20 protein-coding genes and 1 tRNA gene are annotated in these 17,112 nt (G+C 71.5%); 14 read left to right on the forward strand and 7 right to left on the reverse strand.

Translation table 11 applies throughout. The features are described 5' to 3' along the window. Positions 1–18 precede the first annotated feature (18 nt). Both DP107_RS04770 and DP107_RS04775 read left to right on the forward strand, forming a co-directional pair. The gene (locus tag DP107_RS04770; RefSeq protein WP_144261007.1) at positions 19–639 is read left to right on the forward strand and encodes an alpha/beta hydrolase; all 621 of its coding nucleotides are present in this window, start codon (positions 19–21) and stop codon (positions 637–639) included. A 72-nt stretch (positions 640–711) separates the two neighbouring features. Further along, the gene (locus DP107_RS04775; protein WP_144261008.1) at positions 712–1,389 is read left to right on the forward strand and encodes a non-canonical purine NTP pyrophosphatase; all 678 of its coding nucleotides are present in this window, start codon (positions 712–714) and stop codon (positions 1,387–1,389) included. A gap of 38 nt (positions 1,390–1,427) precedes the next feature. On the opposite strand, the gene DP107_RS04780 is transcribed toward DP107_RS04775, so the two are convergent. Further along, complete coding sequence (locus DP107_RS04780; protein WP_144261009.1) at positions 1,428–3,197, reverse strand: site-2 protease family protein; 1,770 nt, start codon at positions 3,195–3,197, stop codon at positions 1,428–1,430. Between the two features lie 307 nt (positions 3,198–3,504). Here DP107_RS04780 and DP107_RS04785 point away from each other — a divergent pair, with 307 nt between their 5' ends. The 5 genes from DP107_RS04785 to DP107_RS04810 all read left to right on the forward strand — a co-directional run bounded on the left by DP107_RS04785 (position 3,505) and on the right by DP107_RS04810 (position 7,237). Then, complete coding sequence (locus DP107_RS04785) at positions 3,505–3,990, forward strand: DUF7523 family protein (RefSeq protein ID WP_144261010.1); 486 nt, start codon at positions 3,505–3,507, stop codon at positions 3,988–3,990. A gap of 95 nt (positions 3,991–4,085) precedes the next feature. Continuing rightward, positions 4,086–5,582 carry a cysteine--tRNA ligase gene (cysS, locus tag DP107_RS04790; RefSeq protein WP_144261011.1) on the forward strand — a complete coding sequence of 499 codons (1,497 nt, stop codon included), beginning with the start codon at positions 4,086–4,088 and terminating at the stop codon, positions 5,580–5,582. Between the two features lie 78 nt (positions 5,583–5,660). After that, positions 5,661–6,302, forward strand: a complete 642-nt coding sequence (locus DP107_RS04795) for a DUF6517 family protein (protein ID WP_144261012.1) — start codon at positions 5,661–5,663, stop codon at positions 6,300–6,302. Between the two features lie 77 nt (positions 6,303–6,379). After that, positions 6,380–6,514: a hypothetical protein gene (locus DP107_RS21080; RefSeq protein ID WP_272949821.1), complete on the forward strand. Its 135-nt coding sequence runs from the start codon at positions 6,380–6,382 to the stop codon at positions 6,512–6,514. A 372-nt stretch (positions 6,515–6,886) separates the two neighbouring features. After that, entirely contained in the window at positions 6,887–7,237 is a 351-nt protein-coding gene (locus DP107_RS04810; protein WP_144261015.1) for a hypothetical protein, read from the forward strand. Positions 7,238–7,244: 7 nt separating this feature from the next. Here DP107_RS04810 and DP107_RS20685 read toward each other — a convergent pair whose 3' ends face one another. The 3 genes from DP107_RS20685 to DP107_RS04825 form a co-directional block, all read right to left on the reverse strand. After that, on the reverse strand, positions 7,245–7,394 hold the full coding sequence (locus tag DP107_RS20685) for a hypothetical protein (protein ID WP_238330777.1): 150 nt from the start codon (positions 7,392–7,394) through the stop codon (positions 7,245–7,247). Positions 7,395–7,549: 155 nt separating this feature from the next. Next, positions 7,550–8,002 (reverse strand): MaoC family dehydratase, encoded by a 453-nt coding sequence (locus DP107_RS04820; RefSeq protein ID WP_185977173.1) that lies wholly within the window; start codon positions 8,000–8,002, stop codon positions 7,550–7,552. Positions 8,003–8,208: 206 nt separating this feature from the next. After that, the gene (locus DP107_RS04825; RefSeq protein ID WP_144261017.1) at positions 8,209–8,388 is read right to left on the reverse strand and encodes a hypothetical protein; all 180 of its coding nucleotides are present in this window, start codon (positions 8,386–8,388) and stop codon (positions 8,209–8,211) included. A 227-nt stretch (positions 8,389–8,615) separates the two neighbouring features. On the opposite strand from DP107_RS04825, the gene DP107_RS04830 reads away from it, so the two are divergent. The 3 genes from DP107_RS04830 to DP107_RS04840 all read left to right on the forward strand — a co-directional run bounded on the left by DP107_RS04830 (position 8,616) and on the right by DP107_RS04840 (position 12,202). Next, on the forward strand, positions 8,616–8,819 hold the full coding sequence (locus DP107_RS04830; protein WP_144261018.1) for a hypothetical protein: 204 nt from the start codon (positions 8,616–8,618) through the stop codon (positions 8,817–8,819). 384 nt (positions 8,820–9,203) lie between these two features. Next, positions 9,204–10,865 carry an Hvo_1808 family surface protein gene (locus tag DP107_RS04835; RefSeq protein ID WP_185977174.1) on the forward strand — a complete coding sequence of 554 codons (1,662 nt, stop codon included), beginning with the start codon at positions 9,204–9,206 and terminating at the stop codon, positions 10,863–10,865. Continuing rightward, on the forward strand, positions 10,862–12,202 hold the full coding sequence (locus tag DP107_RS04840) for an Hvo_1808 family surface protein (protein ID WP_338072722.1): 1,341 nt from the start codon (positions 10,862–10,864) through the stop codon (positions 12,200–12,202). The genes DP107_RS04835 and DP107_RS04840 overlap by 4 nt, the downstream gene beginning before the upstream one ends. Before the next feature lie 14 nt (positions 12,203–12,216). Here the strand turns inward: DP107_RS04840 and DP107_RS04845 are convergent, their stop codons facing one another. Next, complete coding sequence (locus DP107_RS04845) at positions 12,217–12,591, reverse strand: nuclear transport factor 2 family protein (RefSeq protein ID WP_144261019.1); 375 nt, start codon at positions 12,589–12,591, stop codon at positions 12,217–12,219. Positions 12,592–12,675: 84 nt separating this feature from the next. Here DP107_RS04845 and DP107_RS04850 point away from each other — a divergent pair. The 3 genes from DP107_RS04850 to DP107_RS04860 all read left to right on the forward strand — a co-directional run bounded on the left by DP107_RS04850 (position 12,676) and on the right by DP107_RS04860 (position 15,015). Next, a tRNA-Gly gene (locus tag DP107_RS04850) sits at positions 12,676–12,746 on the forward strand. A 253-nt stretch (positions 12,747–12,999) separates the two neighbouring features. Beyond that, positions 13,000–13,899, forward strand: coding sequence for a DUF7537 family lipoprotein (locus tag DP107_RS04855; protein WP_144261020.1), 900 nt, complete (start codon positions 13,000–13,002; stop codon positions 13,897–13,899). A gap of 66 nt (positions 13,900–13,965) precedes the next feature. Continuing rightward, positions 13,966–15,015, forward strand: coding sequence for a bactofilin family protein (locus tag DP107_RS04860; protein ID WP_144261021.1), 1,050 nt, complete (start codon positions 13,966–13,968; stop codon positions 15,013–15,015). A 380-nt stretch (positions 15,016–15,395) separates the two neighbouring features. Here the strand turns inward: DP107_RS04860 and DP107_RS04865 are convergent, their stop codons facing one another. Beyond that, a complete protein-coding gene (locus DP107_RS04865) occupies positions 15,396–15,659 on the reverse strand; it encodes a hypothetical protein (protein WP_144261022.1) in 264 nt (87 codons plus the stop codon). Positions 15,660–15,710: 51 nt separating this feature from the next. Next, complete coding sequence (locus DP107_RS04870) at positions 15,711–16,709, reverse strand: alpha/beta fold hydrolase (protein ID WP_185977175.1); 999 nt, start codon at positions 16,707–16,709, stop codon at positions 15,711–15,713. Between the two features lie 52 nt (positions 16,710–16,761). Here DP107_RS04870 and DP107_RS04875 point away from each other — a divergent pair, with 52 nt between their 5' ends. Continuing rightward, on the forward strand, positions 16,762–17,073 hold the full coding sequence (locus DP107_RS04875; protein ID WP_144261024.1) for an MTH1187 family thiamine-binding protein: 312 nt from the start codon (positions 16,762–16,764) through the stop codon (positions 17,071–17,073). Positions 17,074–17,112: the final 39 nt, after the last annotated feature.

The following is a 17,112-nucleotide window of genomic DNA, read 5'->3' on the forward strand; positions in this document are numbered from 1 at the left end:
GCTCCCGTCCGGTCGCTCATGCGATCGGAGTCGGTGCTGGTACCCGGTGGTCGGGACGTGCGTGGAACGCTCGATACGCCCGAGGACACGGTCCCCGACGCCTGTGTCGTCGCGTGCCCGCCCCACCCACAGTACGGCGGCCGGCGGTCCGATACACGACTGACGGCGCTCTCGGAGACCCTCACCGGGGAGGACGTCGCCTGTCTCCGCGTCGACTACGGCGCCTGGGACGAGGGACGAGGCGAGACGACGGACGCACGGCAGGCCTGCGCCTGGGCCCGCGAACGGTACGAACGCGTCGGACTGTTCGGCTACTCGTTCGGTGGCGCCGTCGCGTTGCTCGCGGCCGCCGCGGACGCCGATGACGGTCGCCCCCTCGAGGCCGTCGTCGCGCTCGCGCCGGGGACCGGCATCACAGGTGGCGTCGACCGCACCGTGCCCGACGCGCTCGAGACCATCGCCGCACCCCTGCGCGTCGTCTACGGCTCCAGGGACACGACCGCGGACTGGGAACCGATCGTCGAGCGGGCCCGCGCCCTCGACCTGGACGTCGTCGAACTGGGTGCCGACCACCACCTCGTCGGGCAGGCCCACAAGGCCGCCGATGCCGCCGCCGAGTCCCTGCTGGCGCGACTGTAGCGGCGGCCGCCGGTCCGGACGCGCCGGCGCGGAACCGACACCACTACCCTCGGAGCCGCCCGACGGTCGGGCATGACCCTTCGGTACGTGACGACCAACCCGGGGAAGGTACGGGAGGCGGAGGAGTACCTCGACGCCGTGACGGCGCTGGACTACGACTACACCGAGGTCCAGGCGCCGGACCTGGAGACGGTGGCGGCCCACGGTGCCCGGGAGGCGTTCGCGCACGCGGACGAACCGGCCATCGTCGACGACGCCGGCCTGTTCGTCGAGCCGCTGGACGGGTTCCCCGGGCCGTACTCCTCGTACGTCGAGGACACGCTGGGTGTGGGGCTGACGGGGCAGGTCGCCCGCGCTGCGGTTGCGGACCGGGACGACGGCGAGGACGACGCGGTCGCCCGCGCGGCGTTCCGCTGTGTCATCGGTTACTGCGACGGCGAGGACTTCGCCGCGACACCGGACCCGGTCGACCGCGGCGAGCGCCGGGGCCAGGACCTCTCGGCGGCGGACCGGGGCACCGCGACCACCGACGACCAGGTCGCCGACGAGGGGGTGGCGCCGGTCAAACTGTTCGGCGGCGCCGTCCCGGGCCGCATCGTCGACCCCCGCGGCGAGGGGGGGTTCGGGTTCGACCCCATCTTCGAGCACGACGGGACGACCTTCGCGGAGATGGACGCCACGGAGAAGAACGCCGTCTCGCACCGGGGCCGGGCGCTCGCCGCGTTCGCCGACTGGTTCGCGGAGCGGTAGGCCGAGCCGTGACGGCGGCCGCCGGGCCCGAGGGGAGCTCAGCCCAGTAACCGCGGTCCGAACACCATCACCAGCAGCCCCAGTATCATCACCACGCTGACCGTCGTCGTGACCGCCGACGTGAGCGCCCGGCCGTCGGTGACCGGCAGTCTGGAGACGACCGACTCCGTCGTCGTGCGGAGGATATGGCCGCCGTCGAGCGGGTATGCCGGGACGCAGTTGAACTGGCCGATGATGAGGTTGATCCAGGCCGTCCAGAACAGCAGATTGGCGAGCAGGAAGGTCCCGCCGGCACCGAGCAGCCCGAGCGGCCCGCTCACGGTGTAGAACTCCGTGACGGGGCCGACGAAGCCGGCGAAGTTGTAGCCGACCTCCGGCAGCGTCAGCGACGCGAACGGCAGTACGAGCGCCAGGTACGCCCGCTGGATGCCGCCGAGGTCGCCGCCACCGTCGCCGCCGAGGATGGTCAGGAAGGTGCCCGCGGGGTAGACGTCGACGCCGAAGTCGTCCACGACGAGCCCGGAGACCCCGCGCTGGACGCGCACGCCCAGCACGGCGTCGGAGCCGCTGCCGCCGAGCTCGATCTCGTAGGTCCGGCGGTCACCGTCGAAACCGCCGACGTAGCCCGTCACGGTAACGGTGTCGCCCGGCTCCCGCCCGTCGAGGACGGCGCTCAGGTCGTCGAAGTCGACCGTCCGCTCGCCGCCGATATCGGTGACAATCATCGTCTCGCCGCCCGAGAGCTCCGTCCCCGACGCGAGCGCGCCGTCCTCGGCGACGAGGCTGTACGTCCCGATGGGGACGGTCTCCGTCCGGGTTCCGTCGGCCCCCCGGACCGTCAGGTCCGCCACCGGACGCGACGCCACGGCCCGCTCGAACCCGCTGGCCGTCGATATCTCACTCCCGTTGACGGCCGTGATGGTCTCGTTCACCTCGACCGGCGCGCTCCTGACGGCCGTGGTCACCAGCACCTCGCGCGTGACCTCCAGCTGACTGCCGTCACGGAGTCCGACCGTCACCTGCTCGGTCGAGGAGTTGGCCAGGACGGCCTGCATCTCGTCGGCGTCGGCCACGGACTGGCCGTCGACGCTCGCGATGACCGCCCCCTCCTCGAGACCGGCCTGGCGCGCGGGCGATCCCGGGAGCGAGCCGCCGACGGGGACGCCGGCGGCGACACCGATGGCCCCCGCGACCGGGCCGAACAGCAGGAGGAAGCAGAGCACCGCGATGGCGAAGTTATTGGTGACGCCGGCCGCGAACATCCGGGTCTGCCCGCCGCGACTCGCGTCGTTGCGCGAACTCTCGTCCGGCTCGACAAAGGCCCCGATCGGGATGAACGCCAGCAGTGCCAGCCCCATCGACTCGATATCGATGTCCTCGACCCGGCAGAGCAGCCCGTGGCCGCCCTCGTGGACCACCAGCCCGATGACGAGGCCCGCGATGATCTCCGGGGCCACGGACAGCGGGAGGAAGTCGTTGACGCCCGGGATCGCGAGCACGTTCTGCGGTTCGTTCAGTGGTGAGGGTTGTGGGTTCTGCACCGCCTGCAGCGCCGCGAACGCCACCAGCCCGAACGACCCGATCATCACCACCAGCGCGATGCCGACGCCCAGGTTCCCCCAGGCCCGCCAGAACCGCCTGGGTTCCGAGAGCCAGTTCAGGAACGCCTTGCCGCGCTGGGTGTGGATCGTCGTGATGGGCCCCTGCACACGGACCGCGTCGGGGAGCCGCCCCTGGGAGTTCAGGGCCATCGCGACGAAGGTGTAGAGCAGGACGCCCCCACCCACCAGCCACAGCGTGCTTACCATTACCGACAGACAGGAGCCGTCCGCTCAAATGGATTGCGGGTCGTCGAGGGGGGCTGCCAGTCGTATCGTGACAATACTGCAGATATCCCATGAACGGGTCGCGTAACCGAACCGAGTCGGGCGTTGTGCCGGTACGGTGGATATATGTCATACAAGGGCTCGTGACAGCGAGAGTCGTCACGCCCCCGAGACGGGAGCCCGCCGACCTGCCCGCCCCCGGTGTTCGGATGTGGACGGCCGACACTACCGGCGCGCACCGCCCCGCGGCACCGACACGTTGAGGATGGTTCCACGAGCCATACGAGCCATGACGCTGGCAGCCGACACGCGCGACGCCGTCCGCGCGCGGCCCTTCCTGCACTCGGCCCTCCGTGCGGGCGTGGTCAACTACACCGCTGCGGCCCGGTTCCTCGGGCTGGGCGACGACGAGGAGGACCACGAGGCGGTCGCGGCGGCGCTGCGGCGGTACGCCGACGAGCTCGGACCGTACGAGTCGCCCACCGCGGGCACGAACGCCCGGGTCGAGATGCGTTCGGGCGTCGGGCCGACAGACGACCGCGCGGACGCCGTCCTCGCCGTCGGTGGGACGGTCCTCGCGCCGACCGGCGGCGACGCCACGGGCGTCCTCGCGACGGGTGACGTCGCGGCGCCGGACCTCGGCCCGGTGCTGGACCGGCTCCGAACCGTCGGCATCGAGGTGTCGGCCGCCGGGGCCGCCGACGGCGCACTGGCGGTGGTCGTCCCCCGCCGTGACGGCCCCACGGCCCTCCGCGCGATCGAGGAGACGCTGTAGGCGTTGCGAGCGACCGGCCGACATCCTGAACGGCCGACCCCGGATTCGGCCGGCCTTCCGACATCCTGAAAGGCCGACCCCGGCTACTCCCGCCCATGACGCTCCGGGTGACGAACACGCTGACCGGCGAGAAAGAGGTCTTCGAGCCGCGCGACGAGGACGAGGTGCTGCTCTACTACTGTGGCCTGACGACCTCCGACCCGGCCCACATGGGCCACGCCCGGTCGTGGCTCCACGTCGACGCCATGCATCGGTGGCTCGAACACCGGGGCTACGACGTGCGCCACGTGGAGAACTTCACCGACGTGAACGAGAAGATCGTCGCCCGGGTCGGCGAGGCCGGCGCGGACGAGGCCGCCGTCGCGGAGCGCTACATCGCGGCCCTCATCGAGGACATGCGGTCGCTGAACCTGAAGCGCGCGGCGGTGTACCCACGTGTCTCCGAGCATATCGAGGAGATCATCGCGATGGTCGAGCGACTCGTCGAGGCGGGCTACGCCTACGAGGCCGACGGCTCCGTCTACTTCGACGTGACCCAGTTCGAGGACTACGGCGCGCTCTCGAACCAGACGCTCGATGAACTCGAGGCGCAGGGGGACCCGGCCGAACGCTCCGAGAAGCGCAACCCCGCGGACTTCGCGCTCTGGAAGGCCGGCGGCGTCGCGCCCGACGCCATCGCGGAACACCGCCACGGCGAGGCCGCGCCCCCCGAGGCGGCCGCCGACCGCGCGCTGACCTGGGACTCCCCGTGGGGCGAGGGGCGCCCCGGCTGGCATATCGAGTGCTCGGCGATGTCGACGACCCATCTGGACGACACCATCGACATCCACGTCGGCGGCCGGGACCTCGTCTTCCCGCACCACGAGAACGAGATCGCCCAGAGCGAGGCCGCAACGGGACGGACGTTCGCCCGCTACTGGCTCCACACCGCCCTGGTCGAGGTCGAGACCGACGAGGAGACGGAGAAGATGTCATCGTCGCTGGGGAACTTCGAGACCGTCTCCGGACTCGTCCGGGAGCGGGGACCGAACGTCGCGCGGATGTGGGCGCTGTCGGCCGCGTACAACACGGAGGCCGTCTTCTCGACGGCCGCGCTCGACGAGGCCGAGGAGCGCTGGGAGCGCCTGGAACGTGGGTACGAGGCCGCCGTCGACGCCTGTGACTCGCCCGCGGCCGGCGCGACGGTCGCGGACGAGCCGCTCCGCGAGGCCGTGGCCGACGCCCGGGCCGACTTCGGCGCCGCGATGGACGACGACTTCAACACGCGCGAGGCGCTGACCGCGCTGCTGGATCTCGTCGGCGCCGTCAATCGCCACGTCGCCGAGGAGCCGTACGACTACCGCGGGCTGCGGCGGGCCATCGAGGCCCTGGAGACGCTTGCGGGCGAGGCGCTCGGCTTCGAACTCGGCGACGCGGGCGGGGGCGGCGACGTGCGCCTGGCCGAGGACCTCGTCGACGTCGTCCTCGCGGCCCGGGAGGACGCCCGCGACCGCGGCGACTACGAGCGCGCCGACCGACTGCGCGACGACCTGGCCGCGCTCGGGGTCGAGGTGCAGGACACGGACGAGGGCCCGGAGTTCCGGCTGCCGTAGGGCCGCCGCCGCGCCGCTGAACGGCCGTTCATCGCGAGGCCACCGGACTTATCCCGGGCAGCCGAGAACCGGTGGCCGATGACAGGACGTGCTGTCGCCGCGTTGCTCGCGCTGTTGACCATCACCGCCGGCTGCTCGGCGCTCTCCGGGGCGACCAGCTTCACTGCCGACCGTGGAACCGTCTCGCAGTCCGCGCTGGACGACACCGGGTACGCGCTGGAGAACGAGTCGACGCAGACGATCACCCGGTCGTTCGCCGGGCAGGACGTCGAGGTGAGCAACCAGCTCACCGAGTACGCCCGCTCGTCGAACCTCCCGGTGTTCGGGGACGCCCGGATCGCCCGGTTCACCGTCTTCACCACCCCCGCGGTGGAGGTGGCCGAGCAGGGGCCGTTCAACCCCGTCGCGGATCTGAACAACACGGGACTCGCCCTCCGACTCCAGAACCAGTACGACACCACCGAGAACGTCCAGCGCGAGGGCAACCGGACGGAGACGATGCTGGGCCAGGAAACCACCGTCGGCACGTTCCGCGCGGACGCCCGGACCACCGACGGCACCAGCACGGAGGTGTTCATGCATATCACGCAGGTCCGTGACGGCGACGATTTCGTCATCGCCATCGCGGTCTACCCGACCCAGCTCGACGGCGAGCGGGAGACGGTGAACACGCTGATCAACGGCGTCCAGCACGAGACGGGCGACTCGGGCGAGGCGTAACTCGCGGAAACAGTCCTCCCGGCCGCCGCTGGGTGTGCGGCACGGATTGGCGGCTCACCGTCGCCGGGCCGTCGACCGTGGCGAGTCTCGCCGGCTACGCCATCGACACCACCGCGGCCTACCCCGGACGAGCGCTCAGTATCACCGGACTCATCGTCGGCCTGGCGCTGCTGGCCACCGGCCGTGGGCGGCAGCCGGAGGCGGAAACGTGATCGGGACTGCCGCCTACGGCCCGGAGACTGGTATCGAGGAGTACGACGACATAGCGGCAGCAGAGAAGGCGACCGGAACGAGCTGTCTCCGGGCATCCGGGGCCTCGCAGGCCGAGTCCGACGCCGTCGCCGAGGCGCTCGGCCTCCACGCGCTGGCCCCGGCGGAGTTCAACACCGCCCGCCGGGACCTACTCACCCTCCGGAAGTTGGCCTGGCCGACCCGTGAGGCCGTCGGGGTCCTCGCCCGCGGCGATGTCGGGGACGGTGTTCCTCGCGCTCGTGATGCCGGGCTGCTTCCGGGAGCAGGGCTATCCCCCAGCGCGCCGGTCGCCACAACGCGGAGTTTAGGTGGCCGGCCGCGAACCACATGGTATGAGCGACGACGACGGCTACGTCCACGACCCGTCGGCGTTCGGGGACGACGCCGATGACGCGAACGCGGCGGCCGAGACGGCCGACGCCACGGCGCCCGGGAGCGACGACGTCGACCCGGAGGACATCCCCCGTGGCGACGCCCGCGAGTTCGACTGGCGCGGCTGGACCCTCGTCGCCGCCATCCTCTTCGCCTTCGTCGTCATCCCGGTCGCCCTCTACTTCCTGCCCCGCGCACAGGGGTTGGTCTCCTCGCTCGGTCTCTCACTTCGCGACGCCTTCCTCGTCCTCCCGCTGGTCCCGGCCATCGTCCTCGGGGCGCTGGCGGTCTGGGCCACGACCCGACCCTGACGCGGGGTCACGCCCCGTCGCCCGCCGCCCCGTCCCCAGCGACGATGGCCTCGGCAAGCGACCGCGCCGCCCGGACGTGCTCGTCGGCGGCTCCGTCACCCGTCCCATCGACGTTGGCGAGGAGTTCGGCGACTTCGGCAACGCGTTCCCGGGCCACCTCGGGGGCCTCGATCTGTCGGGCGTCGGCCGCGACCGCCTCGGCCTCGCCGAGCTACCGACTGGCGGTCCGCTCCACGGGCCGCTCGGCCGTGGCTGCGAGGTGGTCATGGAGGTCGACCAGCGCCTCGCGGTCGACCGCCCCGGTGTCGTGGCTCACGGCTCGCGCTTCCCCATCAGGATGGCCACCGTCCACGAGCAGACCACCGCCTCGCCGTCCCCGTCGTCCGCCAGCACCTCGACGTCGCGGACGACGATGCCGGCGTCCGGGTGGCTCCCCGACTCCCGGCGGTCGACGACCTCGTGGCGCACCCGGAGGACATCACCCGGCCGGACGGGGCGGTGCCAGGTCAGGTCGTCGATACCCAGGCCGCCGCGGTTCGAGGAGTCGTTGAGGAAGTGCTCGACCATCAGCCGGGTGGCGACGCCGACCGTGTGGAGCCCACTGGCGATGAGGCCGCCGTACCCCGTCTCGGCCGCGGCCTCGGGGTCGGTATGCATCGGCTGTGGGTCGAACTGCTCCGCGAAGGCGATGATGCCGGCCTCGGTCATCTCGTGGTCGCCGTACGTCTCCGAGAACCCGACCGTCATGTCCTCGAACCGGTGCATATCCCCGTCCGCGGCGGCGCCGGGCTTAAATCCACGGCGGCGTCCCCGTCCTCGCGGACGGGCTATTCCCTCGTATGACCCCCCTGCAGGCATGAACGCCCGCTTCTACCAGCGTGTGCGGCGTGGCTCGTCCGCGCCGGCGACGGCGTTCCCCGGTCGCCACGGCCGGTGTGGTGGCGCGACGGTCCCTCGGGCGCGGCGGTGTGCTAGCGGCCCACCGGAGCGGTCGGCTGGCCGGCGCCCCCCTCGCGGACCGTGATGCCGCTCGACCGCAGCCGATGACGCATCCGCTCGGTGGTGACCCCTGCCGAACGGGCCGCCGCGTCGATACCGACGGTCCCGCTCTCGTACAGCGTCATCGCCGTCCGGAGTGCATGTGTACGCATGGGCTTCGATTCGATTTCTTGGCTCTACTATGATAACCATTTCGAAGAATAGCAGTACGAATGTGCTCTAAGAGAGGTATTAGGCGGTCAAATGAATCTCGAATACTTACACACGTGGCGGGTCGTCAGGACACAGCGGGGGAGCGCCGACGGTGTGCCCGCCACGGTCGGCCCGAGCGCGAAACGCGGGCATCAAGTAGGTGCTCGCTAGACGGCCACGTATGGGTATGGCAGACCGACTCAGCGCAATGGACGAGCGGGAGAAGATCGGGGGCGGTGCGGTGATGCTGGCCGCGGGCATCCTCATCCTCGCGCTCCTCACCTTCGCCGGCATCCAGGGACGCTCCCTTCGCCTCGTCCTCGGCATCGTGGGCGTCATGACCGTCGTCATCGGCGTCCTCTCGATCGGCATCAGCGAGAAGGCGGTGTAGCCGGCGGCCGGCGCCTCGACCGACATCGACCGGCTCTCGCCGACCCCCAGTTCCGACGGAAACTCGGAGCCCTCCGGACCTCACGGTCGATACCTCGGAAGGGGACCTCCGAGCCGTTCTATCGCGGACGTTCGCCGAACAACTCCCACCCCGCTCGACATCCGAAGTCCCGGGGCTCAGAGGAAATAGGCGAGCCCGTAGACGACGGACGACCCGACCATCATGAGCACCATGAGCAGGGCGAACAGCTGCTGGCGGTCCATACGCGGGAACTACGCACGAGGGAGTATAAATCGTCGTCCATCGTCCGACGGGGCGCCGTTCCGGTAGTGCCCGGACCGAGGCCCGCGGGGCTTTTGCGTGCGCCGCCCCTCCGGGCGACCGATGCGAACGCTGCCCGCCCTGCTGGTCGCCGCCCTGCTCGTCCTCGCCGGTTGCTCCACCGGCCTCACCGGGGGCGACCCCTTCAGCGACGACGCGACGCCGGAACCGACGGCCACGCCGACCGACCCCGGCGACACCGGGTCCGACGGGGACCCCGGCGGTCCCAACGATACCGGGTCCGACGGGGGCCCCGGCGACGCCGACACCGAGGGGAACGCCTCGGCGTTCGACTTCGCCGACCCCGACGAGGACCGACTCGGCTGGGAGAACGGCTACTGGTACAACGAATCGCTCGACTACGACGCCAGCACCGGGCTGAACGGGACCGAGCGGGAGGCGCTGGTCGCGCGGTCGATGGCCCGCGTCGAACAGCTCCGCGAGCTGGAGTTCCGCCAGCCCGTCCCCGTCCGGGTGATCAATCGGTCGACGTACCGACAGGAGTTCAGCGGCGACGGCGCCGACTACACCGACACGTTCCGGACCTTCGACAACGCGAAGTTCGAGTCGCTGTTCCTCATCGGCGAGGACCGGGACTCGCTCGCGGTGCAGAACCAGAACCGGGGGTCGAACGTGCTGGGGTTCTACTCGCCGCGGAACGACTCCATCGTCGTCGTCTCGGAGTCGACGCCGCCGATGCTCCGGGACGAGCTCACCCTCGGCCACGAACTGACGCACGCGCTACAGGACCAGGTGTACAACCTCTCGGACTACAGCCGTCCCACCCGCGAGACGTACGGCGCCACCAACGGTCTGCTCGAGGGTGACTCCCACTACACGGAGCAGCTGTACCGCGACCGCTGTGACGGCGACTGGGACTGCCTCTCGCTGGCCGGCGGGGGCGGTGGCGGCGGCGGCTCCGACATCCACTTCGGGGTCTACTTCGTCAACTTCTTCCCGTACAGCGACGGCCCGCCGTTCATCGAGCACCACCGTGACCGCGGCGGCTGGGACCGTGTCGACGCGATGTACGACGACCCGCCGGCCTCCAGCGAGCAGGTCATCCACCCCGAGAAGTACGGCGAGGACGAGCCGACGACCGTCTCGGTGACCGACGAGCACACGGGCGACTGGGAGCGCGTGCGCCCCGAGGCGCCGCGGCCGGGCCAGACCCGCCCGGACTACGCGAGTTTCGGGCAGGCCTCGATGAGTGCGATGTTCGCCTACACCATCGCCGACCCGTACAACGAGTCGGCCGTCGACGGGACCCGCGAGTTCATCAACCGTGACGGCGGGCAGGTCGACCGCCAGGACCCGTTCAACTACGACCTCAGGTGGACCAGCGGCTGGGACGGCGACCGGATGCACGTCTACCGGAACGCGACCGCCGCGGCCGCCACGGACGGGAGTACCAACGAGACGGCCTACGTCTGGAAGTCCACGTGGGACTCGCCCGAGGACGCCCGCGAGTTCGCCCGGGGCTACCGCCTGCTGCTGGAGCACTGGGGCGGCCAGCAGCGCTCGGGGGACCAGGTCAACTACGTCTACACCATCGACCGCCAGCCGTTCGCGGACGCCTTCCGCGTCCGGGTCGACGGCGACACCGTGACGCTCGTCAACGCGCCGACCGTCGCGGAACTGGACGAGGTTCGGTCGGGTCGGCCCGCGGCGGCCGACGACGGCGCCGGCTCCGACGGGACCGCCGCCAGCGTAGCAGGACGGTGACGCGGCGCCGGTTCCTGACGGTCGCCCTGGCGGCGATGCTCGTCCTCGCCGGCTGTTCGGTCGGACCGCTGGACGGTGGTCCGCTGGAGGGCGGCGAGCGCGAGGACCCCGACGAGGACCGGCTCGGCTGGGAGGACGGCTACTGGTACGACGACCCCGTCGACGTGACCCTCGACGACGGGCTGAACGGGAGCGAGCGCCGGCGGGTCGTCGCGCGGACGATGGCCCGTGTCGAGCGGATCCGCGACCAGGAGTTCCGGTCGCGGGTGCCGGTCGAGGTAGTCTCGCGGGAGACCTACCGCAAGCGCCGCGGCGACCGCGCCACGGACCCGGACAGCGAGTTCAACCGCTGGAACGACCAGGTCTGGGAGGCCATCTTCATCGTCGGCGAGGACGACAGCGTGGCCGAGACGCTGGACTCGGTGTTCGGCTCCTCGGTCCAGGGCTACTACTCCCCCTCGCGTGAGGAGATCGTCATCGTGAGCGGGAGCGAGACGCCGACCATCGACCGGGCCACGCTCTCGCACGAGCTGGTTCACGCGCTGCAGGACCAGCAGTTCGGGCTCGACCGGAGCCCGGAGACCCAGGACGCACAGCTGGCCGAGGACGGGCTCGTCGAGGGCGACGCGAACTTCGTCGAGCGGGCGTACGAGGAGCGCTGCCGGTCGGGCGAGTGGCGCTGTCTCGACCGCCCCGAGAGCGGCGGCGGTGGCGGCGGCCCGTTCAATCAGGGTCTGTTCACGACCGTCTTCGCGCCGTACGTGACCGGCCCCGACTTCGTCGGCGAGCTCAAGGACCGCGGCGGCTGGACCGCCGTCAACGACGCCTACGACCGCTACCCGGCCTCGACGGAGCAGGTCATCCACCCGGACCGCTACCCGGGCGACACGCCCGTCCGGGTGACCGTGGCCGACCGCTCTGTGGCCGACTGGGAGCGGTTCGACGTCGACCCCGAGGCCGACACCGTCGGTGAGGCCTCCATCTACGCCATGTTCTGGGCCAACGACCAGCTCGGCGACCACGACCGCTACGACTACGTTCACCCCTACTCCACCGGCTGGGACGGCGACAGCGTCGTCCCGTACCGGTCCGACGGGGAGTGCGGCTACGTCTGGCGCAGCGAGTGGGACTCGCCCGCCGAGGCCCGGGAGTTCGCCGGGGCCTATCGGGACCTGCTCCGGTCGCGGGACGCCGACGCCCGCGGCGACGGCGTCTTCGTCATCCCCGACTCCGACCCGTACGACGACGCCTTCCGTGTCTCCCGGTCCGGGACCACCGTGACGGTCGTGAACGCGCCGACCGCCGCACAGCTGGACGACGTGCACGGGCGGCGGTAGGCCCGCCGACCGTCTCAGAACGTGTAGGTCCGGAGCTCCCGGAGCAGCCCGTCACGGACGAGGAACGCATCGAGGAACCGGAACCAGGTCTCGCCGTTCGCGCGTTCGAGCCGCCCCTCCACGGCGACGCGGACGGCGTCCGGGTCGGTCCCGGTCGACGCGCCGGGCCCGGTCCCCGTGGTATGGTAGACGTGCTCGACGACGTGGGTGGTGTCGGTCTCGGGGCGCTCGTCGCGCATGAACGCGACGAAGCGGTCGGCCCCCTCCAGGGTCATATCGGGCCGGTGCTGGACGAAGCCGTCGGCGAGCAGGTCCCGGAGCGCCCCGTACGCGCCGCCGTCGATGCGACGGTAGTACTCGCGTGCGAGGTCGCTGGCGTCGGTTCCCATACCCCGGCTATCGCCCTGGCAGGTCATCAACCGGTGGGTTCCGGAATCCTTTTGTGGGACAGCGGCCTCGGCAGGAGTGTAGGCGCGCTGGTAGTGTAGTGGTATCACGTGACCTTGCCATGGTCACAACCCGAGTTCAAATCTCGGCCAGCGCATTTCCCCGGAACCCACCGGTCGAGCAGCCGCTCCGCCGGCTCCTCCACCGAACTCCGAACGGTCTCCCCCGGGCCGTTCATCGACGTCCTCGCCCCCAGTACCTCCGGTGTGTCACCGACGCGCTCGGGGTCGGCGCCGGCTGGCAGTCCTCCCTGGGACGCTGCTGTTCGCCCAGGGCGGCCCCGCCCGCTTCGACGCCGACCTCCCCGTCCGCACGTCAACCGTTAGGTACCGCTCGCCCTAACGGCCGGTATGCGCCCGGCGCCCCTCGCCCTCGCCGTCCTGCTCGTCCTCGCGGGCTGCGGGGGGACCGTCGGGTCCGGCGGCGACACTCCGACCGGGACGGTGACGCCCGCGCCCGTCCCCGACGGTGAGGCGGTCGACCGGGGTCGGCCGGCCCGTCTGGCTCCCGGCCTCGCGGCAGACGGTGTGTTCGACGCCGGTCGACTGGCCCGTGCCCACGCCGACCGCCTCGCCGGGCGCTCGTTCACCCGCGTCCGGACGGACACCCGCAGGGTGAACGGGAGCCTGCGCCAGCGCGACGAGACCACCCTGATGTACGCCGCGGGGGGCGACCGGTTCCGCTACCGACTGAACCAGACCACCCGGGGGTCCGAGGAGGTCGAGCGGAGCGAGATCGACCGCTACGCAGACGGGAACCGGGTGCTCGTCGCGTCCCGCGACGCGAACGGAACCGAGTACGAGGTCCTCGCGGGGCCGACCGGGGACCCGTACACCCCGGCGCAGGTGTTCCCGGGGAACGCGACGGGCGCGACCTCGCTCGCCCGACTGCTCACCCTGGTCGACGTGACGGTGACCGACCGCCGGACGGTCGACGGCCGGCGCCACTACCGGGTCGAGACCCCCGCGCGGCAGGACATCCCGCCGCTACGGAACATCAGCCTCGTCGCCACCGTGACCGAATCCGGGCTCGTGCGGAACTACCGGCTGAGTTACGATGTCGAGCGCGGCGGGCGGCAGGTCCGCATCGTCGTGACCGTCGCGTACGACCGCCTCGACCGGACGACCGTCGAACCCCCGTCGTGGCTCCCCGAGGCCAGGGCCGCGACCGGCGCCGGGGCGAACGGCACGACGGTTGCCGGGACGACCCCGACGGCCACGGCGACGGCCCCGGGTCGGGGTGAGGGGTGACGACGGGCGGAACGCTCCGCCGACCGATGTGGGGAGACATATGTGAGTGGCCGTGTCGGTTCGGGTATGAGACGGGTCCTCGTCGCGGTGCTGGTGTTCGCCATCGTCCTCCAGGGGTTCGCCGGCATCGCCTCGGCACAGTCGGGACAGCGCCTCGGCGGCACGGTCGTCGTCGAGGAGGGGGAGACGGTCAACGGGTTCACCTCGTACGCCGGGCGGGTCGTGGTCCGCGGGCAGGTCGAGGGGGACCTGACCGCCATCGCCGGACGGGTCGTCGTCGAGGAGGGCGGCACGGTGACCGGCCGGGTCCGTGCCATCGGCGGGTCGGCCGTCATCGCAGGGAGGACCGGCGGGAACGCCGTGGCCTATGCCGGACGGGTCACGGTCGCCGAAACCGGCCGTGTCGGCGGTTCGTTCGGCGCGGTCGCCGGGAGCGCCGTTATCGCCGGGACGGTCCAGGACGACGCGACGACGGTGGCCGGCAGCGTCACCCTCGAGCCATCGGCGAACATCGACGGCTTCCTGACCTACGTCGGGGACTACGAGGACCGGGGCGGGCGCGTCTCGCTCGGAGCCCGCCACGTCAGCGAACTCTCGCTGCTCCCGTCGCTGACCGGCGCCGGCAGCGTGCTGTTCTCGCTGTACCTCCTGATCGCGGAGCTGTTCGCCGGTGCCGTGTTGCTGACCGCGTTCCCGTCGTTTGCGGAGGACGCCGCCGACACCGTCGTGGAGGAGCCACAGCGCGTTGCCCTCGCCGGGCTCGTCGGGGTCATCGGCGTCCCGGTCGTCGCCGTGCTCTCGGCGCTCACGGTGGTCGGGCTCCCCCTGGCGGTCGCCGGGCTGGTCGGGCTCGCCGTGCTCCTCTGGGTGGGGAGTATCTACGGCCGCTACCTGCTCGGGGCCGTGCTGCTCTCGTACACCGAGCGGGACGACCGGTATCTCGCGCTGGTCGTCGGGCTCCTGCTGGTGCTCGCCGTCTCGCTGGTCCCGGTTCTCGGTGACCTCGTCAGGGTCCTGCTGGCGCTGGCCGGCGTCGGCGTCGTGATGCTCGGCCTCTACGTCGCGTACGAGTCCGTCGGGGACCGCCGGACGCCGCCGGGCGCCGACAGGCTCTGAGCGCCCCGGCAGCGGTCGACGGCCGACGGAGCCGACCCACTCCTCGCTGCCCCACCGCGCTCCGGAGTCACACCGGAGGACGACCCGCCCGTCCCCACGGTCGCCGCCGAGCAGCCGCGGCCGCTCGACGGTCGTGGCGTGGGCCGCGGTCTCGTCCGGCCGCGGGAGCGTCACCTCGCGGTCGCCAACGGTGACCGTGACCTCCCCGTACCCGGTCGCCTCGGCCGCCCTGATGACCGTCTCCAGTTCACGGAGCGGAGTGACGAAGTCGGCGTCGTTGTGCGAGGCCGCCCTGCCGGGGGCGGCGCCCCACGCGATGTCCACGACGTCCTCGCCCCGCCCCGCGAGCACGGCGTTGGCCGACGCGCCGGCGAGCAGCATCAGCCCGCCGAAGTAGAGCCAGCTGATGAGCAGGACGATGACACCGACGACGCCGTACGAGCGGTCGAGGAGGCGGCGACGTAGTAGCGGAAGACGCCGCTCAACGTCGTCCAGTCGAGCGCGGCGACCAGCGCCCCCGGTACCACCTCTCGGACGGTGACGCCCCCGTCCGGGAAGACGTAGCAGATGGGCAGGAGCGCGACGGCCGCCACCGAGACGACCGGCCGGACGACGGTCCGTGCCCGGCGGACCCGGCTGCTCATGCCCACCTCCCGGCCGACCGTGGCAAAGCCCCACCGGGCCTCGATGCCACCCTACTCGCGCAGGAACCGGCGGACCTCGTCACCGACCAGCGAGGGCCGCTCCTGGTGCATGAAATGGCCCGCCTCCTTCACCCGCAGCACCCGGCAGGGCCCGTCGAACGCTCGGTCGGCCTCGTCGAACAGCTCCGTCCCGATGCTGCCGTCGCGGGCCCCCGTCACCAGCAGCGCCGGGACCTCGATGGTCGGCCTCTCGTCGGGCGATGGCGGGCCGCTCGTGACCAGCTCCTTCAGGCTACTTCCCATGATCTGCCGGTAGTACTCCAGGGCGTGTTCGACGGTGTCCCCTCGTGCGAACGTCGATTTCACGCTCTCGATGCGGCTGCGTGAGTAGTCCCAGCCCGGGCTCCAGAGCCCCCAGAGGAACTCCACGAACTCGAAATCCCTCCAGCGGAGTGCCCGTTCGGGCGCGCCGGGCACCTGGAAGAACCACATGTACCACGAGCGCAACGCCTGCCGCGGATAGCGCGTCAACAGCGCGTTGAACCGCGGCGGGACGGCCATCGCCACCAGCCGGTCCATCGCCCCCGGCTTGGCCGCGGCCGCCGCGTACGTCGCGACCGCGCCCCAGTCGTGGCCGACCAGCACCCGGTCGCCGTCGCAGTCGAACCGGTCGGCGGTCGCCGCCAGCAGAGCCGTCGCATCCGTTCCGAGCGCCCGCACCGTGTACTCGCCGTCCGGCGCGGGGTCGGTCGGCGCGTAGCCCCGCATGTACGGCGCGACCGCGGTGTAGCCGGCCTCGCTCAGCGCGTCCAGCACCGGCACCATCGAGCCGGCGTCGTCCGGGAACCCGTGGAGGCAGACCGCCAGGTCGCCCTCGTCCTCGGCGTCCGCCGACGGGTGCTCGACCAGACACTCGAAGGTGAGGCCGTTCGCCTCCAGTTCGACGGTCCCGTAGCCCGCAGTGTCACCGGCGGCGACGGGGTCCGACGGGCGGGTCGCCGGCTCGGCGTCGGCGTTCAGGTCAGTGGTTTCGGCGGGATCCTCGCTCATGAGTGCGCCGTCGACGCCCATGCTCTTAGCCATGGGTGTCGTACGAGAGAGCATGACGGTCGTTGCGCTGCTGAGTGTCGCACCGGTCATCGAGGACAGCATGGCGGGCGAGGTCGCTAGGGCGGTCGCCGCCCTCGACGAGTTCGACGTCTCATACGAGACGAACCCGATGGGGACGGTCATCGAGGCCGAGGACATCGGGACCCTGTTCGACGCCGCACAGGCGGCCCACGAGGCGGTCGACGGGGACCGCGTGAGCACGGTCCTGAAGATCGATGACAAGCGGACTCGAACGTTCGAGGCCCACGAGAAGGTCGACGCCGTCGAGCGGGAACTGGGCCGCGCGGCCAGAGGGGAGCGCTGAGGGGCAGCCCCGGCGGGGATGGCGACTCCGGTGGGGTTT

This window comes from Haloglomus irregulare (assembly GCF_007421925.1).
Classification (GTDB): domain Archaea; phylum Halobacteriota; class Halobacteria; order Halobacteriales; family Haloarculaceae; genus Haloglomus; species Haloglomus irregulare.

What these genes read in the sequence shown, in the direction of transcription:
- DP107_RS04835 (WP_185977174.1), top strand. Translation starts at nt 9,204, where the DNA reads ATGCGAACGCTGCCCGCCCTGCTGGTCGCCGCCCTGCTCGTCCTCGCC.
- DP107_RS04770 (WP_144261007.1), top strand. Translation starts at nt 19, where the DNA reads ATGCGATCGGAGTCGGTGCTGGTACCCGGTGGTCGGGACGTGCGTGGA.
- DP107_RS04875 (WP_144261024.1), top strand. Translation starts at nt 16,762, where the DNA reads ATGACGGTCGTTGCGCTGCTGAGTGTCGCACCGGTCATCGAGGACAGC.
- DP107_RS04780 (WP_144261009.1), bottom strand. Translation starts at nt 3,197, where the DNA reads ATGGTAAGCACGCTGTGGCTGGTGGGTGGGGGCGTCCTGCTCTACACC.
- DP107_RS04870 (WP_185977175.1), bottom strand. Translation starts at nt 16,709, where the DNA reads ATGAGCGAGGATCCCGCCGAAACCACTGACCTGAACGCCGACGCCGAG.
- DP107_RS04775 (WP_144261008.1), top strand. Translation starts at nt 712, where the DNA reads ATGACCCTTCGGTACGTGACGACCAACCCGGGGAAGGTACGGGAGGCG.
- DP107_RS04865 (WP_144261022.1), bottom strand. Translation starts at nt 15,659, where the DNA reads ATGAGCAGCCGGGTCCGCCGGGCACGGACCGTCGTCCGGCCGGTCGTC.
- DP107_RS04820 (WP_185977173.1), bottom strand. Translation starts at nt 8,002, where the DNA reads ATGCACCGGTTCGAGGACATGACGGTCGGGTTCTCGGAGACGTACGGC.
- DP107_RS04795 (WP_144261012.1), top strand. Translation starts at nt 5,661, where the DNA reads ATGACAGGACGTGCTGTCGCCGCGTTGCTCGCGCTGTTGACCATCACC.
- DP107_RS04855 (WP_144261020.1), top strand. Translation starts at nt 13,000, where the DNA reads ATGCGCCCGGCGCCCCTCGCCCTCGCCGTCCTGCTCGTCCTCGCGGGC.
- DP107_RS04845 (WP_144261019.1), bottom strand. Translation starts at nt 12,591, where the DNA reads ATGGGAACCGACGCCAGCGACCTCGCACGCGAGTACTACCGTCGCATC.
- DP107_RS04825 (WP_144261017.1), bottom strand. Translation starts at nt 8,388, where the DNA reads ATGCGTACACATGCACTCCGGACGGCGATGACGCTGTACGAGAGCGGG.
- DP107_RS04860 (WP_144261021.1), top strand. Translation starts at nt 13,966, where the DNA reads ATGAGACGGGTCCTCGTCGCGGTGCTGGTGTTCGCCATCGTCCTCCAG.
- DP107_RS04810 (WP_144261015.1), top strand. Translation starts at nt 6,887, where the DNA reads ATGAGCGACGACGACGGCTACGTCCACGACCCGTCGGCGTTCGGGGAC.
- DP107_RS04830 (WP_144261018.1), top strand. Translation starts at nt 8,616, where the DNA reads ATGGCAGACCGACTCAGCGCAATGGACGAGCGGGAGAAGATCGGGGGC.
- DP107_RS04785 (WP_144261010.1), top strand. Translation starts at nt 3,505, where the DNA reads ATGACGCTGGCAGCCGACACGCGCGACGCCGTCCGCGCGCGGCCCTTC.
- cysS (WP_144261011.1), top strand. Translation starts at nt 4,086, where the DNA reads ATGACGCTCCGGGTGACGAACACGCTGACCGGCGAGAAAGAGGTCTTC.